Here is a 16,032-nt window from a genome sequence, read left to right on the forward strand (position 1 = left end):
CCGCCTCGTTCCAGTTCACAGCATTCATCGTTTCCGCGACGCCGGACCACCGCGTCGCTCATCATTCAAAGGACCATTCCCATGGCACCTCGCGTTCTCGTTTCCGACAAGCTCTCCAAGACCGCCGTCCAGGTCTTCACCGACCGCGGCGTCGAGGTCGACTACATGCCGGATCTCGGCAAGGACAAGGACAAGCTGCTCGAGATCATCGGCCAGTATGATGGCCTCGCCATCCGCTCGGCCACCAAGGCGACCGAGAAGCTGATCCAGGCGGCGACCAATCTGAAGGTCATCGGCCGCGCCGGCATCGGCGTCGACAATGTCGACATCCCGGCGGCCAGCCGGAAGGGCATCATCGTGATGAACACGCCCTTCGGCAATTCCATCACCACCGCCGAGCACGCCATCGCGATGATGTTCGCGGTCGCCCGCCAGCTTCCCGCCGCCGACGCCTCGACCCAGGCCGGCAAGTGGGAGAAGAACCGCTTCATGGGCGTCGAGATCACCGGCAAGACGCTGGGCGTGATCGGCTGCGGCAATATCGGCTCGATCGTGGCGACCCGCGGCGTCGGCCTGAAGATGCGCGTCGTCGCCTTCGACCCGTTCCTGTCGCATGAGCGCGCCGCGCAGCTCGGCATCGAGAAGGTCGAGCTCGACGAGCTGTTCAAGCGCGCCGACTTCATCAGCCTGCACACGCCGATGACCGACAAGACCAAGGGCATCATCAACGCGGCGGCGATCGCCAAGATGAAGGACGGCGTGCGCATCATCAATTGCGCCCGCGGCGGTCTCGTCGTCGAGGCCGATCTCGCCGAGGGCATCAAGTCGGGCAAGGTCGCCGGTGCCGGCGTCGACGTGTTCGAGACCGAGCCGGCGACGGATTCGGTGCTCTTCGGCCTGGAGAACGTCGTCTGCACCCCGCATCTGGGCGCCTCGACCTCGGAAGCCCAGGAGAACGTCGCGGTGCAGGTCGCCGAGCAGATGTCGGACTATCTCGTCCGCGGCGCGGTCTCCAACGCCATCAACATGCCGTCGATCACCGCCGAGGAAGCGCCGATCCTCACGCCCTTCGTCAAGCTCGCCGAGATCCTCGGCGGCTTCGCCGGGCAGGTCACCGAGGAGCCGATCACCTCGGTCGAGATCCTCTATGACGGCACCGTGGCCGGCATGAACACCAATGCGCTGACCAGCGCGGCGCTGTCGGGCCTGATCAAGAGCCAGGTGTCGGACGTCAACATGGTCTCGGCGCCGATCATGGTGAAGGAGCGCGGCATCCACGTGACGGAATCGCGCCGCGACCAGTCGGGCGTGTTCGAGACCTACATCAAGCTGACGGTGACGACGGAGAAGATGACCCGTTCGGTGGCCGGCACGGTGTTCTCGGACGGCAAGCCGCGCTTCATCCAGATCAAGGGCATCAATCTCGACGCCGAGGTCGGCCAGCACATGGTCTACACGACCAACAACGACGCGCCGGGCATCATCGGCCTTCTGGGCACGACCTTCGGCGCCGCCGGGGTGAACATCGCCAACTTCCAGCTCGGCCGGAACCGTCCGGGCGGCGATGCGATCGCCCTGCTGTATCTGGATTCGCCGATGCCGGAGGACCTGTTGAAGACGGTGCTCTCCCACAAAGAGATCATCAGCGCCAAGCCGCTGCGCTTCGACGTGGCCGAAGCGACCGTCTAAAAGCCTGAGACCAGGATCGCGGCGCCCCGTTTCTTGCGGGGCGTCGCTTTAAGCTTCGCTCGCCTTGCGGGCGCGGGCGGCGCCCCGCTCGGCGAGCATGATGCCGCCGAGGACGAAGGTAAGGGCGGCCACGTGATAGGCGTGCAGCTCCTCGCCGATGATCAGGACCGCCAGGATGGCGCCGAAGATCGGGACGAGATTGACGAAGAGATTGGCCCGGTTGGGGCCGATCAGCTCGATGCCGCGGATATAGAGAACCTGCGCCAGCAGCGACGGGAAGATGGCGGTATAGAGCGCCGCGGTCATGCCGGAGGTGTCGGGAAGCTGGGTATGGCCCATGGCCCATTCGATGCCGGCCAGCGGCACCGAGACGACGAGGGCGGACAGGGCGAGGACGAAGATCGTCGAGCGCCAGTGCAGCTTCGGCTTGAAGCGCAGCGCCACCGTGTAGCCGCCATAGATCAGCACCGCGAGCATCATCAGCGCGTCGCCGCGGTTGAGGTCGAGGGCGAGCAGCGCGGACAATTCGCCGTGAGAGGCGGTCAGGGCGACGCCGACGATGGTCAGACTGAAACCGATGATCTGGAACAGCGTCACGCCGGTGCGGAACAGAAGGAAGTTCGCCACGAAGACGATCAGCGGCATGGCCGACTGCTCGATGGTGACGTTGATGGCGCTGGTATAGTTCACCGCCAGATAGAAAATGGCGTTGAAGCAGGTGAAGCCGATCGCGCCGAGGGCGAAGAGGAAGGGCAGGTTGCGCCGGATCTCCGGCCATTCGCGGCGCACGTCGCCCCAGGCGAAGGGCGCCACGAACAGGCAGGCCAGCGTCCAGCGGATCAGGGTCAGAAGCATCGGCGAGACGTGGCCGACGGCCAGCTTGCCGGCGATGGCGTTGCCGGCCCAGAACAGGGCGACGGTGCCAAGGACGAGATAGGCGTTGCGGAAATAGGACGTCATGCTTCGCGTTTACGCGCGCCGGGACGATGCGCCTAGAGGGGCGGATAAAATAAGGTTCGCTGACGAGTGGTGTGGCCGGCATTTCGCGCCGCCGCGCAGCTTGCATGTCGGGCCAAATTGTCGGAAGTCCGCCGCAGGACCGCCTCGCTTCGCGCCGGGCGCTTGACTATAGTCCGCGCGCCTTCGGCAGCAGGGTGCGGGGCGAACATTCGCGAGAAGGACATATCATGGCCAATGTCGTCGTCGTCGGTTCCCAGTGGGGAGACGAGGGTAAAGGCAAGATCGTCGACTGGCTGTCGGAGCGGGCCGACGTGGTCGTGCGCTTCCAGGGCGGGCATAATGCCGGCCACACGCTGGTCGTCGACGGCGTCTCCTACAAGCTGTCGCTGCTGCCCTCGGGCGTCGTGCGCCAGGGCAAGCTGTCGGTGATCGGCAATGGCGTGGTCTTCGACCCGCATGCCTTCGTGGCGGAAAAGAACCGCCTGCAGGAGCAGGGCGTCTCGGTCAGCCCGCAGACGCTGCGGATCGCCGACAATGCGGCGCTGATCCTGTCGCTGCACCGCGAACTCGACGCCACCCGCGAAAACGCCAGCGCCGCCGGCACCAAGATCGGCACGACGGGCCGCGGCATCGGCCCGGCCTACGAGGACAAGGTCGGCCGCCGCGCCATCCGGGTGATGGATCTCGCCAATCCCGAAAGCCTGCCGGGCCGCATCGAGCGGCTGCTGGCGCATCACAACGCGCTGCGGCGCGGCCTCGGCCAGAGCGAGATCGACCCGGCGGCGATCCTCGACGAGCTGACCTCGGTCGCCGACGAGATCACCCCCTATATCGACCGGGTCTGGCGGCTGCTCGACCAGCGGCGCAAGGCCGGCGACCGGATCCTGTTCGAGGGCGCGCAGGGCACGCTGCTCGACATCGACCACGGCACCTATCCCTTCGTGACCTCGTCCAACACGGTGGCCGGGCAGGCCGCGGCCGGCTCCGGCCTCGGCCCGTCGAGCCTCGGCTTCGTCCTGGGCATCACCAAGGCCTACACGACGCGGGTCGGCGAGGGGCCGTTCCCGAGCGAGCAGGACAATGAGATCGGCCAGTTCCTGGGCGAGAAGGGCCGCGAATTCGGCACCGTGACCGGGCGCAAGCGCCGCTGCGGCTGGTTCGACGCGGTGCTGGTGCGCCAGGCGGTGGCGCTGAACGGCATCCACGGCCTCGCCTTGACCAAGCTCGACGTTCTCGACGGCCTCGACGAGATCAAGGTCGTGGTCGCCTACAAGCTCGACGGCAAGACGATAGACTATCTGCCGGCAAGTCTTGCCGAGCAACAGCGCATCGAGCCGATCTTCGAGACCTTGGAAGGCTGGCGCGACACCACGGCCGGCGCCCGCCGCTGGACCGATCTTCCTGCCCAGGCGATCAAGTATGTCCGGCACATCGAGGAACTGGTGGAAGCGCCTGTCACGCTTCTGTCGACCTCGCCGGAGCGCGACGACACAATACTTGTTCGCGATCCGTTTCAGGACTAGAGTCCCGGCGCCGGCGCACCAGAAATCAAGACGAGTGAGTGACTGCGATCCATGGCGGATTTGAGCGGCGTACTTCGCAAGACCATCGATGGCCTGCCACGCGCAACGCCGCAGATGCGAGCGAAGGTCTACGAGAAAGCCCGCGCGGCGATCCAGCGGCAGATCCAGGCGGCCAATCCTCCTCTTGCCGAGGAGGTCGTCGCCGCACGCCAGTCGGCGCTCGAGGACGCCATCGCGCGCACCGAGCAGCATTATCTCGACCAGGATGGCGATGGCGGCGAGCCCGCGGCAGCGGCACCCGCCGCACCGGTCGCAGCGCCGCCGGCGTCTGCGCCTGCCGATGCGCCGGCAGCGCCTTCCGAGGACGTGTCCCCGCGGTCGGATTTGCGGCCGTCCGAGCCGCCGCGGCCGCAGACGCCGTCGGCCGAGCGCCCGCGCGCGCCGCAGTCGGACAGCCGCATCGAACCGTCCTTCGACGGCGGGCGCCCGGACGCCGGTAGCGCTGCCGCCGGCGGGGCCAACACGCATTCGGCCTGGGAGCGGGAGACGCCCGCCACCCCGACGCCGTCCGCGACCAAGCCGCAGGGCGCCGGCGCCGGCACAGGCGCGGCTTCGCCGGCCAGGCCCGGACCGGCCAAGGATGCCGGGCGCAACGATCCGCCGCCCTTCTTCCCGGTCTCGGCGGAAGAGCCCGAGGGCGGGGTCCGTCCCGCCGCCGTGGGGGCGCCGTTCATCGTGCCATCGCAGGAGAGCGGTCCCGCCGTTGCCGGGACGGACGATGCCCATGACGACGAGGACCGGCTGCCGGCCGGCATCCGCTCCGACGACGACCTGATCCCCGCCGCCGACCTGACCGCGCCGCGCTACAGCGCGCGCCAGCGTCGCAAGTCCGGCGGTGCCGGCAATCGCGGTGCGATCACCGCCGTTGCCGCCGTGCTGATCCTCTGCGGGCTGGGAACGGCCGGCTGGATGTATCGCGAGGAAATCCAGGCGATGCTGGTCGATCCGGCCGGCCTCGAGACCATCGCCACGAACAACGCCGACGGCACGGCGGCGCCGACCCCGGCCGACGAGGCCGGGACCGACGTCGCCGCGGTCGATCCGGCAGCCGAGACGCCGGACGTCGAGGGCGAGACCGCGCCGGAGACCACGACGCCGGCGCGGGAATCGACGCGCCAGTTCACCCAGCGGCTGCTGCCGGACGGCACCGAAGTCGACGAGGGCCCGGCCGAGGTCGCGCCGAACGCCTTCGACGAGGGCACGAACATCGCCGCCGCCTCGCCGGTCGAGACGCCGGACCTGTCGGGCAATCCGACCATTGCCAGCGAGATCGGCGAGAATCCGGAAGTCGTCGGTGCGCCGGAGACGCCGGCCGAGACCGCGGCTGAGACGCCCGATGCCGCGCCGACCGAGGACGCTGCTGCCGGCGAGACCGAGGTCGCGGCCGCCGATCCGTCCGAGGACGGGGTGGGCGTCGCGCAGGACGCGGTGTTCTACCAGGAGCGCACCGAGACGGTGCCGGGCACGCAGGAGAGCGGCGACGTCGTCTGGTCGGTGGTCAACGAGTCGCCGACGGAAGGGCAGCCGCCCGAGCCGGCGATCCGGGCCGAAGCCGAGATCCCGGACGAAAACCTGAAGATGACCATGACGATCCGGCGCAATGCGGACCCGACGCTGCCGGCCAGCCACGTCATCGAGCTGCTGTTCACGACGCCGGAGAACTTTGCCGGCGGCAGTGTCGCCAACGTCCAGCGGCTGGCGCTGAAGCCCTCCGAGCAGGCGCGCGGCGAGCCGCTGATCGGGGTCGCCGGCAAGATCTCCGACGGCTTCTTCATCATCGCCCTGAACAATCTCGAACAGGCGATGCAGAACAACATGGCGCTCCTGCAGAACGAGCAGTGGATCGACATTCCGATCGCCTATGCCTCGGGCCGCCGGGCGCTGATGTCGATCGAGAAGGGCGTGCCGGGCGACCGGGTGTTCAAGGAAGCGATCGAGGCCTGGAAGGCCAAGACCTGACGGGCATTGCCTGCCGCGCCTGACCGCCGCTGGACCTGACTGCGAGGCGATCGCGGGCGGCGCCGTCGTTCGAGCTTGCATCATACGAAAAGGGCCGGCCCGCGGATTGCGGACCGGCCCTTTCTTCATTCTGGCTGTGGCCCCGGATCAGGCGGCCGGCTGCTCGACCGTCCGCAGTGCCCGGTTGGTCGCGTCGGCGGTGTCGCGTACCGCCTTCTGGACCTTCTCGAAGGCGCGCACCTCGATCTGGCGCACGCGCTCGCGGCTGATCTCGAACTCGCCGGAGAGCGTCTCCAGCGTCAGCGGATCCTCGGCGAGGCGGCGGGCCTCGAAGATCCGGCGCTCGCGGTCGTTGAGCACGCCCATGGCCTGCTGCAGCATGCCGCGGCGCTGGTCGAGCTCGTCGTTGCGCGCGAGCAGGTCTTCCTGCGTCTCGCTGTCGTCGACCAGCCAGTCCTGCCACTCGCCGGATTCGCCCTCGGTGGCGCGCAGCGGCGCGTTGAGCGAGGCGTCGCCGGACAGGCGGCGGTTCATCGACACGACTTCCTCGTCGGACACGCCGAGATTGGTGGCGATCTGCGAGACCTGGTCGGGGCGCAGATCGCCCTCGTCCAGCGCCTGGATGCGGCTCTTCATCTTGCGAAGGTTGAAGAACAGCCGCTTCTGGTTCGCCGTGGTGCCCATCTTCACGAGGCTCCAGGACCGCAGGATGTACTCCTGGATCGAGGCCTTGATCCACCACATGGCATAGGTGGCCAGACGGAAGCCGCGCTCCGGATCGAAGCGCTTGACGGCCTGCATCAGGCCGACATTGCCTTCCGACACGACTTCGCCGATCGGCAGGCCGTAGCCGCGATAGCCCATCGCGATCTTGGCGACGAGCCGCAGATGGCTGGTGACGAGCCTGTGCGCCGCGTCGCGGTCGTCATGTTCCGCGTAACGCTTCGCCAGCATGTATTCTTCCTGCGGCTCCAGCATCGGGAACCGCCGAATCTCTTCAAGGTACCGGCTGAGGCCGGCTTCGCCCGAGGAGATGCTCGGGAGATTGGCTTGGGCCATATGTGCGCCCTCCATCGTTGCAGACGACCGCTTTTCGCGAAAGCCGGTCGGTGTGCGGGCCGCCTGCGCCTGCCCGCACCTTTCAGATATGGGGATTACCCCGGCCGATTGCACGGCAAGATCATGGGATCAGCGCGCTGAACGATCTGTTCGCGAACGCTCACCAATGGCCTCGGCAACGGGTCTTACCCAGTAGAAATCCCGAAGGCGGCGCACAGTTCCACCATATCGGCCGGCAAATCCGCCTGGAACGCCAGATCCTCGCCGGTGACCGGGTGGACGAAGCCGAGGCGGACGGCGTGCAGGGCCTGGCGGTCGAAGCGCTCGACGACATGGCGGGCATCGTCCTCCAGCCGCCGCGACTTGCTGCGGAAGCCGGCGCCATAGACGTCGTCGCCGACGAGCGGATGGCCGATATGCGCCATGTGGACGCGGATCTGGTGGGTGCGGCCAGTCTCCAGCACGCATTCGACCAGCGACGCGATGCCGTCGTCCAGCGTCGAGGCCTTGACGAGGTTGAAGCGGGTGACGGCATGGCGGGCGTCGGCGCGGTCGGCGGCGACGACGGCGCGCTTGACGCGGTCGGTGGTGGAGCGGCCGAGCGCCGCGTCGATCGTGCCGCTGGGCCGCAACGGGACGCCCCAGACCAGCGCCAGATAGGCGCGCGACAGGCGACCGTCGCGGCCATGGGCGGCGAACTGGTCGGCGAGACCCTGATGGGCGGCATCGGACTTGGCGACGACCAGCAGGCCGCTGGTGTCCTTGTCGAGACGGTGGACGATGCCGGGCCGCTTGACGCCGCCGACGCCGGAGAGGCTGTCGCCACAATGGTGGATCAGCGCGTTGACCAGCGTGCCGGTCCAGTTGCCCGGACCGGGATGGACGACGAGGCCGGCCGGCTTGTCGATCACGACGAGGTGTTCGTCCTCGAAGACGATGCTCAGCGGAATCGGCTCGGGCAGGGGCTCCGGATCGGACGGCGGCGGAATGTCGACGGCGACGATCTCGCCGGCGACCAGCTTGCGCTTGCCGACGGTGACGGTCACGTCGTCGACGGTGACCTGGCCGTCGGCGATCAGGGCCTGGGCGCGGCTGCGCGACAGCGCGCCGTCGCTGGCGGCGGCGACGAAGGCGTCGAGCCGGATGCCGGCCCGGTCGTCCTCGACCAGAAAGCGGCTTGTGTCGGCGGCTTGCGGCCCTGTAGGAGCGATGTCGACCATCACAGTGCCCGATCCGCTGGAGTGACAGGCATTTTGATCCCTCTCAATGCGGTGTCCCGTCCCGAAACCAGATGCATCCTTCGGGACGATGCCGCCGCCAGACCGACCGGACGCGCCATGAGCATCGAGGACAATGACGACACCGAAAAGCCGCTCGACCCGGCGACCGAACGGCTCCGGCGCAAGATGGTGCGCCTTTTGGTGGTCTCGATCGGGATCATGACGATCGGGCTTATGGCCGTGCTGGCGGCCATTGTCTACCGCACCATGGGCGGGCCGGGGCCGCTGGAGGGCATCGAGACGGCCATCGCGCTGCCGGCCGGCAGCGAGGTGCTGGAAAGCTCGCTCGACGGCAAGCAGGCGCTCCTGCGGGTGCGCAACGGGTCCGAGGTGTCGCTGTATCTCGTGTCGCTCACCGACGGCAGCGTCACGGCCCGCTACGCGCTGCCGCAATAGTTCGCAGAATTTGCCCGATGCCCCCCTTGCATCGGGCAAATCGCCCGGTTATATCCTCGCTCAGCAGCAAGCGCCCATCGTCTAGCGGTTAGGACGGCGCCCTCTCACGGCGCAAACAGGGGTTCGATTCCCCTTGGGCGTACCACTCCCCCTCTCGGGTGGTTGCAGTGTTTGCTGGCTTCCAATCATCGATGACATTGTTCGCAGCCGAGTGTCGCTTCGCGTTCTTGGGCGGCGCAGAGCGCCTTGCCGTGGCGGGGCCTGGCCGATCCGTCTCGCGCTTCCCGCTCTCGTGTCGAGGCGCGCCAGTTCGTCGCTCGCTGACGTGGGCGGCGGCGTGGTAGGACGCTGTCTGTATTGTCATCGCAACGGGGAAAACCGATTGTCCGCAGCCATGGGCCGGAAGATTCTCACACTGGCACTCGCCCTGTGCCTCACCACGACCGTCGCCTCGGCACAGAAGCCGGTCGCCAGCATCGAGGCGCAGGTGAAGCGGTGCTGGACCTCGCCGTCGGCGCAGAGGGCCACCTCGGTCCGGCCCATCACCTTCGTCCTGCAACTTGGGCCCGACGCCGATCTCGTGAAGGCGAGCACCGACTACGTTCCGGCGAATGCTGTCGAACGGACTTTGCGCGACGCAGCGGTGAGGGCGATGAAGCGCTGCCTGCCGTTGCGCGCCCCGGACGCGCCCTATGAGGAGTGGAAGGAAACGCGGGTGACCTTCGAGATGGAGAAGGCCTCGGGGGCGTCGCAGTTCGAACTGCCGGACTGATGCCGGCGATGCGGCCTGCCTGTTTGCCCGCTGCGGCGATCGGCGATACGCAGGCCGCCCCGGGCGCTGCGGCGCCGCATTCGATTGGTCCGACGTCTCCCATGCCGGTTTCGCTTTCCACCATCGCCATCGACGACCCGGCCGATCCGCGGGGCGAGCCGTTTCGCAATGTGCGCGACCGCGATCTCGTCGGCCGTGACGGCTTCATCGCCGAGGGCACGGTGGTGCTCGACCAGCTCCTGGTGTCGCGGCGCTTCCGGCCGACATCGCTGCTGATCCTGCGCAACCGGCTGGCCGGACTGGCCGAGCGGCTGGCGCGGTTTCCGGACGATGTGCCGATCCATGTGGCGGACCAGGCGGTGTTCGACGGGATCGCCGGCTTTGCCGTGCATCGCGGCGTGCTGGCCCATGGGGCGGAGCGCGGAGCGCGGCCGTCAGTGGCCGAGACCATCGCCGCGGCTGGCGGGCGGCCCATCGTCATCGCCGCCGGCCTCTCCAACCACGACAATCTCGGTGCGATCTTCCGCAATGCGGCGGCGTTCGGTGCCGGTGCGGTGCTGTGCGACGCGACGAGCTGCCATCCGCTCTATCGCAAGGCGCTGCGGGTGTCGGTGGGCACGGCCCTGACGGTGCCCTGGTGCCGGGAAGGGACGGGCGAGAGCCTCGTCGCGGCGTGCCGGGCGGCGGGCTACCGGGTTCTCGCGCTGTCGCCGGCCGGCGAGACGCCGCTGGCCGGGCTGGCGACGGCAGGACGCACGGCGCTGTGCCTCGGCGCCGAAGGGCAGGGGCTGTCGCCGGAGCTGATGCGGGCGGTCGAGACGGTGCGGATCGAGATGGCGCCGGGGCTCGACAGCCTGAATGTCGCGACCTCGGCGGCGATCGTCCTGCACCGGCTGTTTGCCGGAGACGGCACGGCGGCGTAGCGGGGGGGCGGGGCTCCAAAGGCCGAGATACCGCATTGTCGATTGGCGGCGGCGGTGGGGCGCGGGGTCGGCTCGGCTGTCAGGCGGCGAGGCGCCGGCGGGCGCGAGTTACTCGGCGGCCTGTCCGGTGGTTTTCGATTCCTCGGCGCGCAGGCGCCGGACCCGGCCGGCCAGTGTCGGGCGTCCGCTTTCGGCGGTGCCGGTCTTGCCGGACTCGTCGGCGGCCAGAATGCGCTCGATGACGGAATCGGGACCTTCGGCCTTGCCGGTCAGGTGGATCACCCGGGCGGCGATGTCGCTGATGCGCTCGCGCAGGGCTTCCTCGTCGTCGTCCCCGCCCAGGGGATGGGCCGGCAGGTCGAGATGTTCTTCCAGCTGGCGGCGCACGGCCTCGGCGCTGACCGGGGCAGCGGCCGCCACGACCGGAGTCTTGTCGATGTCGTCCGGGGATGTGTCGTCCGACCGGGTCGCCTGCGGCAGATCGGCGTCCGCCTCGTCTTCCAGAGTGTCCCGGCCGCCGGCGTGCAGCGACAGGCGCTCGTCCTGGTCGGCGAGGCGCGCGGTGAGGCGGATGACCTTTTCCTCGAGCTTGCGGGCGGTCGCCTTTTCCTTCTGCAGGCTGGCGTCGAGGGCACCGACCTGGCTGCGCAGGCGGTCGATCGCATTGTCGCGCTCGCGGCCGATGCGCTCCTGCGAGCGGACCTCGTCCTGGGCTTCCTCCAGCCGGGTCTCGAGCGACACGATGCTGAGCTTGCGGTCCTCGGCGATGCCGGTCAGGTCGCGGAAGCGATCGGAAAGGGCGTTCATCTCCTCGGTGCGCAGGTCGAGGTCGTGGACTGTCTCGCGCAGCTCTTCCTCGAGCTTGCGATAGTCCTGCTCGCGGGCCTCCAGGGCGGCGGAGAGCTCCTTCAGATCGGCGACGTTCTGGGCGACGGTCTCGGTGAGGACGCGGTTGCGGCCGCGCAGATCCGCATTCTCGACGGCGACGCGGCCGGCCTCGGCGCGCTCCAGCGCGGCCTTCTCGCGGACGGCGTGGGCTTCCATCTCGCGGCGCCGGGATTCCATGGCAGCCTGGGCCCGGACATGGTCGTAGCTGGCGCGGATCTCGTTGGCGCTGACGGGAATCGTCGCCTCGAACTCGCGGCGGGCCAGTCGCTTGGCGCGGCGCCAGACGATCGGGGACACGAGCAGGGCGATCAGGGCAGCGGCCAAGAAGCCGAACAGGAATATCAGGCCGGAGGCGATCATGGGGACCTACGCTGGGGGCTTTCGGATACCCTTATAACGCACGAAGCGACAATAGGGGCCGAGGCCCGGGCTTTTCGGTGCGCGATTCACGGTCCGGTATGGTCATCGGGCAACGCTTGCGGCGGCCGGGCTGACCGGCCGCCGCGCGGGTGATGGGCTCAGAAGGGATTCCAGGTCGGCATCGGGGTCAGCTTGAGATAGCCGAGATTGACGCCGAGACGGGCGCCGACGCCGGTCTTGATCGGCACCAGCACGATGTTGTCGCGGGTCAGCACCGTCATGCCGAGGCCGCCGACCAGATAGGCACTGCCCGACACGCCGCCGAAGCGGCCATAGACGGCTTCCACCGAGGGCAGGTCGTAGACCAGCATCATGGTGCGGGCGCCGTCGCCGCCGACATCGAAGCCGAGCGACGGGCCCTGCCAGAAGATGCGGTGCTCGCCGGCATTCTTGGTGAAGAGTGTGCCCTCGCCGAAGCGCAGGCCGCCGAAGAAGGCGCCGGCGGCTTCCTCGCCGAGGATGTAGCCGTTCGGCAGGCCGAACTTCTTAAAGGCCTGCTCGACGACCTGGGCGAGGCTGCCGGAAGTGGTGCCGAAGAATTTATGGCCGGTGGCGATGACCTCGTCGGTGTTGTAGCCGCTGGTGCCGGCCTGGGCGTAAGCGGGAGATGCAGCGCCGAAGCCTGCGACGAGGAATGCGGTGGCGGCAGCGAAGAGGAGACTGCGGACCGCCCCTGTGATGGCATTCATGTTCGGTTCCTTTCGACAGGGCGGGCGCGGGCGATCAACGACCGACCCCGTACCCGCTTGCGACGCGATATCCGGCATTTGACCAAAACATGCTTTCCAATCGCCTAACGCCCGCAATGTGCGTGTCGCGGCGGTACGGATGATGCGGCTCGGTTGACGGATTCCGGGCAGGAACCCATGCTTTGTGCCAAAGCGAGACGGCTGATTCGCCGTCGGCTCCCCATGGCTCGATCGAACGGAACCTCCTGCATGACAACCCTTCCCGAACTGTCGGCTGCGGATCTCGCCGCGCTGTTGTCCAGCAAGCTATGCCACGACATCATCTCGCCGGTGTTCGGAATCCAGAGTGGCCTCGAGCTCTTGGACGACATGCCGAACGATCCCGAATCGATGGAGCTGGTCCGCCATTCGCTGAAATCGGCCGTCGCCAAGCTGCAATTCGCCCGCATCGCCTTCGGCGCCGCCGGCTCGCAGACCGCGACGATCGACCTGAACGACGCCAAGACCGTCGCCAACGGCTACATGAACCACGAGAAGGCGGCGATCGTCTGGGAGGGCGAACCGGGCTACGTGGCCAAGAATTTCGTCAAGATCATCCTCAATCTGATCGTCCTGGCCAACGCCTCGATCAGCCGGGGCGGGGAGATCAAGGTGGTGATCGAATCGATCGATCCGCCGCGCGCGACGGTGCGCGCCACCGGCGACCGCATCCGCATCCAGCCGCGGCTGATGGCCCTGCTCAACGGCGACGTGGCGCAGGAGGCGATGGATGCCCAGACGATCCAGCCCTATTACACGCTGTTCCTGGCACAGGAATCCGGCCTGACGGTCGCGCACGAGAAGACCGAGGGCTCGGTTCTGTTCACAGTGGCCTGACGGACACGCCGTTTAGGTAATGTTACCCCTGTTCCTGAACGAAACAGCAAAGATGCTGCGCTAGGACTGATCCACCACGAAGGAGTTCCGGACGGATTGTCCGGGCCCCGTCAGGAGAGGTGAGCGCCCATGCAGAGCTGTCTGATCGTCGATCCGGCTCCGGTGATCCGGAAGGTGGCGTCGCGCATCCTGTTCCAGATGGGACTGACGGTGGAAGGGGTTGCTTCGGGCGACGAGGCCAAGGCGTGGGTCGCCGCCAACGGCCTGCCGGAGATCGTGATCGTCGCGGCGTCGGCGGAAGATCCGGCCGGCGTCGAGCTGGTCCGCCATCTGCGCGCCGAGGCGGAGGGGCGGCCGACCGTGATCCTCGCCTCGATCGTGGAGTCCAATCTCGGCCTGATGACGCGCCTGCGCCGGGCCGGCGTCACCGACTATATTTACAAGCCATTCGATCGCAGCGCGCTGGAAGGCTGGCTGACGCCGTTCGTCCAGGCTGCCGGCACCAGCGCGGAAGGCGCCTCGGCTTCGGCCTCGGCCGCGTAAGTCGGGCTCTGCGGGGCAGGGCGCATCGCGCCGATCATCCGCAACAGCCAGCACGAAAACAGCCAGGCCCGAATGCCAAACGGCCCGCCGCGGGGAACCGGGCAGGCCGTTTGGAAGACAGGTCCCGAAAGATCCGGGACGCGATCAGAAAGCCGGGCGCGCGATCAGGCGGCGCCGCGGGCGACTTCCGGCTCGCGCAACACATAGCCGCGGCCCCAGACCGTCTCGATGTAGTTCTTGCCCTCGGTGGCCGTCGCCAGCTTCTTGCGCAGCTTGCAGATGAAGACGTCGATGATCTTCAGCTCGGGCTCGTCCATGCCGCCATAGAGGTGGTTGAGAAACATTTCCTTGGTGAGGGTGGTGCCCTTGCGCAGCGAGAGCAGCTCCAGCATGGCGTATTCCTTGCCGGTCAGATGCACGCGCTGGCCGTTCACTTCGACCGTCTTGGCATCCAGATTGACCGTCAGGTCGCCGGTGTTGATGACCGACTGGGCATGGCCCTTGGAGCGGCGGACGATGGCGTGGATGCGGGCGACCAGCTCGTCCTTGTGGAACGGCTTGGTCATGTAGTCGTCGGCGCCGAAGCCGAGGCCGCGCACCTTGTCCTCGATACCCGCCATGCCGGAGAGGATCAGGATCGGCGTCTTCACCTTGGACAGGCGCAGGGTGCGCAGGACTTCGTAGCCCGACATGTCCGGCAGGTTCAGATCGAGAAGGATGAGATCGTAGTCGTAGAGCTTGCCGAGGTCGACGCCTTCTTCGCCCAGATCGGTCGTATAGACGTTGAAGCTCTCTGACTTGAGCATGAGCTCGATGCTCTGCGCGACCGCGCTGTCATCTTCGATCAAAAGAACGCGCATCAGAAATTCCTCTTAGCCCAGCCCTGCCGATTCGGGTAAACGGCATGGCCCCGGTTTGTCTAAAGTTCGGCCCAAAAGTGGCACGAAGTGGTTAACAAATGCTCACAATCCGAACGGTCGGCCGGGCTGCGGGCATCTGTCCTACGATGAAAGACCTGGTTTCCCTTGGTCTGACCCCGGTGTTCCGCCTGATTGAGCGATCCGCCAAAGTCGGTGCGTTCGGTTTACCCAGCCTTAAATCCTCACCCCTATGATTAATGGTGCGCGTAAACAGACGGTTAAACGCATAGCTCACGAGGCTTGCCCAAAACCGTCCGCCGCATCTTTTCCGGGCCGTCAGACGGAGCCCGTCATCTGGAGTTTGAGTGATGAAGCGTGACAACCTGGTGCGACTGACGCGTTTCAAGGTCAGCGAAAAGCGTCGTCAGCTCGAGCAGCTCGAACTGATGATGGGGGAGTTCGCCCGGATGGCGGCCGAGCTCGATCATCAGATTTCGAACGAGGAAAAGAAGGCGGGGATTACCGATATCACCCATTTCGCCTATCCGACCTTCGCCAAGGCGGCGCGCTCGCGTCGCGACAACCTGACCAATTCGGTCCAGGACCTGCGGACCCAGATCAACGCCGCGAAGCTGGCGCTGGAAGAGGCCGAGGCCGAATTGCTGCATGCCGAGAAGCTGGAGCTGCGCGACGGCCAGCGCGACGGCGACGACGACCGCCGCGAAGCCGTCGGCTGACCAGCGACCGCCCGGCGCGAACCGCGCCGGCAATCTGTCACTGAGCCCCTGGCGCCGCGCGGCGACGGGGGCGGTGACCGGCCGGCCCGGTTCTCCCAAGGCCGCGTGATCTCAGTGCCAGGACGCCGGATGGGCGGGCCTGGCATTTTCCGTATCGGGGATCGGCCACGCGGCGATGCCGCGACAGGCGGACGCACGCAGGCGAACGGCCGGCAATCGGGCGGGCGGAAAGCGCAAGGGGAGGGGAGCGGGAATCGGACCGGCGGATTCGTGCGCAGCGCGGTCCAGGCGATTCGATCGGCGACGGCACGGCGCCGTGAGGCGGCCGCGGCAGGCGGATCAACCGGTTTGCGGCCGGCCGGAGCCGGGCGCTGAGAGCCCCGCACGAGGCGGGGCCC

At 67.6% G+C, this 16,032-nt stretch carries 15 protein-coding genes and 1 tRNA gene; 10 read left to right on the top strand and 6 right to left on the bottom strand.

What is annotated here, in order from left to right; genetic code table 11:
- Positions 1-81 precede the first annotated feature (81 nt).
- Positions 82-1,689 (top strand): phosphoglycerate dehydrogenase, encoded by a 1,608-nt coding sequence (gene serA, locus N7I30_RS10500; RefSeq protein ID WP_187390181.1) that lies wholly within the window; start codon positions 82-84, stop codon positions 1,687-1,689.
- Between the two features lie 48 nt (positions 1,690-1,737).
- Here serA and N7I30_RS10505 read toward each other — a convergent pair whose 3' ends face one another.
- Complete coding sequence (locus N7I30_RS10505; protein WP_024348837.1) at positions 1,738-2,649, bottom strand: DMT family transporter; 912 nt, start codon at positions 2,647-2,649, stop codon at positions 1,738-1,740.
- 227 nt (positions 2,650-2,876) lie between these two features.
- On the opposite strand from N7I30_RS10505, the gene N7I30_RS10510 reads away from it, so the two are divergent.
- On the top strand, positions 2,877-4,172 hold the full coding sequence (locus N7I30_RS10510; protein WP_498638667.1) for an adenylosuccinate synthase: 1,296 nt from the start codon (positions 2,877-2,879) through the stop codon (positions 4,170-4,172).
- A 51-nt stretch (positions 4,173-4,223) separates the two neighbouring features.
- Positions 4,224-6,191, top strand: a complete 1,968-nt coding sequence (locus N7I30_RS10515) for a hypothetical protein (RefSeq protein WP_498638669.1) — start codon at positions 4,224-4,226, stop codon at positions 6,189-6,191.
- Between the two features lie 147 nt (positions 6,192-6,338).
- Here N7I30_RS10515 and rpoH read toward each other — a convergent pair whose 3' ends face one another.
- Together rpoH and N7I30_RS10525 are read right to left on the bottom strand one after the other, a co-directional pair.
- Positions 6,339-7,250 (bottom strand): RNA polymerase sigma factor RpoH, encoded by a 912-nt coding sequence (rpoH, locus tag N7I30_RS10520; RefSeq protein WP_009208764.1) that lies wholly within the window; start codon positions 7,248-7,250, stop codon positions 6,339-6,341.
- Positions 7,251-7,435: 185 nt separating this feature from the next.
- Positions 7,436-8,470, bottom strand: coding sequence for an RluA family pseudouridine synthase (locus tag N7I30_RS10525; protein ID WP_188077680.1), 1,035 nt, complete (start codon positions 8,468-8,470; stop codon positions 7,436-7,438).
- Between the two features lie 117 nt (positions 8,471-8,587).
- On the opposite strand from N7I30_RS10525, the gene N7I30_RS10530 reads away from it, so the two are divergent.
- The 4 genes from N7I30_RS10530 to N7I30_RS10545 all read left to right on the top strand — a co-directional run bounded on the left by N7I30_RS10530 (position 8,588) and on the right by N7I30_RS10545 (position 10,621).
- Positions 8,588-8,926 (top strand): hypothetical protein, encoded by a 339-nt coding sequence (locus N7I30_RS10530; protein ID WP_228240222.1) that lies wholly within the window; start codon positions 8,588-8,590, stop codon positions 8,924-8,926.
- 70 nt (positions 8,927-8,996) lie between these two features.
- Positions 8,997-9,071, top strand: a tRNA-Glu gene (locus tag N7I30_RS10535).
- Positions 9,072-9,308: 237 nt separating this feature from the next.
- Positions 9,309-9,698, top strand: a complete 390-nt coding sequence (tolA, locus tag N7I30_RS10540; protein WP_475365199.1) for a cell envelope integrity protein TolA — start codon at positions 9,309-9,311, stop codon at positions 9,696-9,698.
- Positions 9,699-9,799: 101 nt separating this feature from the next.
- On the top strand, positions 9,800-10,621 hold the full coding sequence (locus tag N7I30_RS10545; RefSeq protein ID WP_498638672.1) for a TrmH family RNA methyltransferase: 822 nt from the start codon (positions 9,800-9,802) through the stop codon (positions 10,619-10,621).
- A 108-nt stretch (positions 10,622-10,729) separates the two neighbouring features.
- Here N7I30_RS10545 and N7I30_RS10550 read toward each other — a convergent pair whose 3' ends face one another.
- Both N7I30_RS10550 and N7I30_RS10555 read right to left on the bottom strand, forming a co-directional pair.
- Complete coding sequence (locus tag N7I30_RS10550; RefSeq protein WP_498638674.1) at positions 10,730-11,869, bottom strand: hypothetical protein; 1,140 nt, start codon at positions 11,867-11,869, stop codon at positions 10,730-10,732.
- 158 nt (positions 11,870-12,027) lie between these two features.
- Positions 12,028-12,618 carry a DUF1134 domain-containing protein gene (locus N7I30_RS10555; protein ID WP_230785682.1) on the bottom strand — a complete coding sequence of 197 codons (591 nt, stop codon included), beginning with the start codon at positions 12,616-12,618 and terminating at the stop codon, positions 12,028-12,030.
- Between the two features lie 249 nt (positions 12,619-12,867).
- Here N7I30_RS10555 and chpT point away from each other — a divergent pair, with 249 nt between their 5' ends.
- Together chpT and N7I30_RS10565 are read left to right on the top strand one after the other, a co-directional pair.
- A complete protein-coding gene (gene chpT / locus N7I30_RS10560; protein ID WP_009208808.1) occupies positions 12,868-13,494 on the top strand; it encodes a histidine phosphotransferase ChpT in 627 nt (208 codons plus the stop codon).
- Positions 13,495-13,623: 129 nt separating this feature from the next.
- Positions 13,624-14,037: a response regulator gene (locus N7I30_RS10565; RefSeq protein WP_228240202.1), complete on the top strand. Its 414-nt coding sequence runs from the start codon at positions 13,624-13,626 to the stop codon at positions 14,035-14,037.
- Between the two features lie 164 nt (positions 14,038-14,201).
- On the opposite strand, the gene ctrA is transcribed toward N7I30_RS10565, so the two are convergent.
- Complete coding sequence (gene ctrA / locus N7I30_RS10570; protein WP_009208810.1) at positions 14,202-14,897, bottom strand: response regulator transcription factor CtrA; 696 nt, start codon at positions 14,895-14,897, stop codon at positions 14,202-14,204.
- Positions 14,898-15,265: 368 nt separating this feature from the next.
- Between ctrA and N7I30_RS10575 the strand changes: the two genes are divergently transcribed.
- On the top strand, positions 15,266-15,634 hold the full coding sequence (locus N7I30_RS10575; RefSeq protein ID WP_210310337.1) for a flagellar export protein FliJ: 369 nt from the start codon (positions 15,266-15,268) through the stop codon (positions 15,632-15,634).
- Positions 15,635-16,032 lie beyond the last annotated feature (398 nt).

This window comes from Aurantimonas litoralis (assembly GCF_026153195.1).
Classification (GTDB): domain Bacteria; phylum Pseudomonadota; class Alphaproteobacteria; order Rhizobiales; family Rhizobiaceae; genus Aurantimonas; species Aurantimonas coralicida.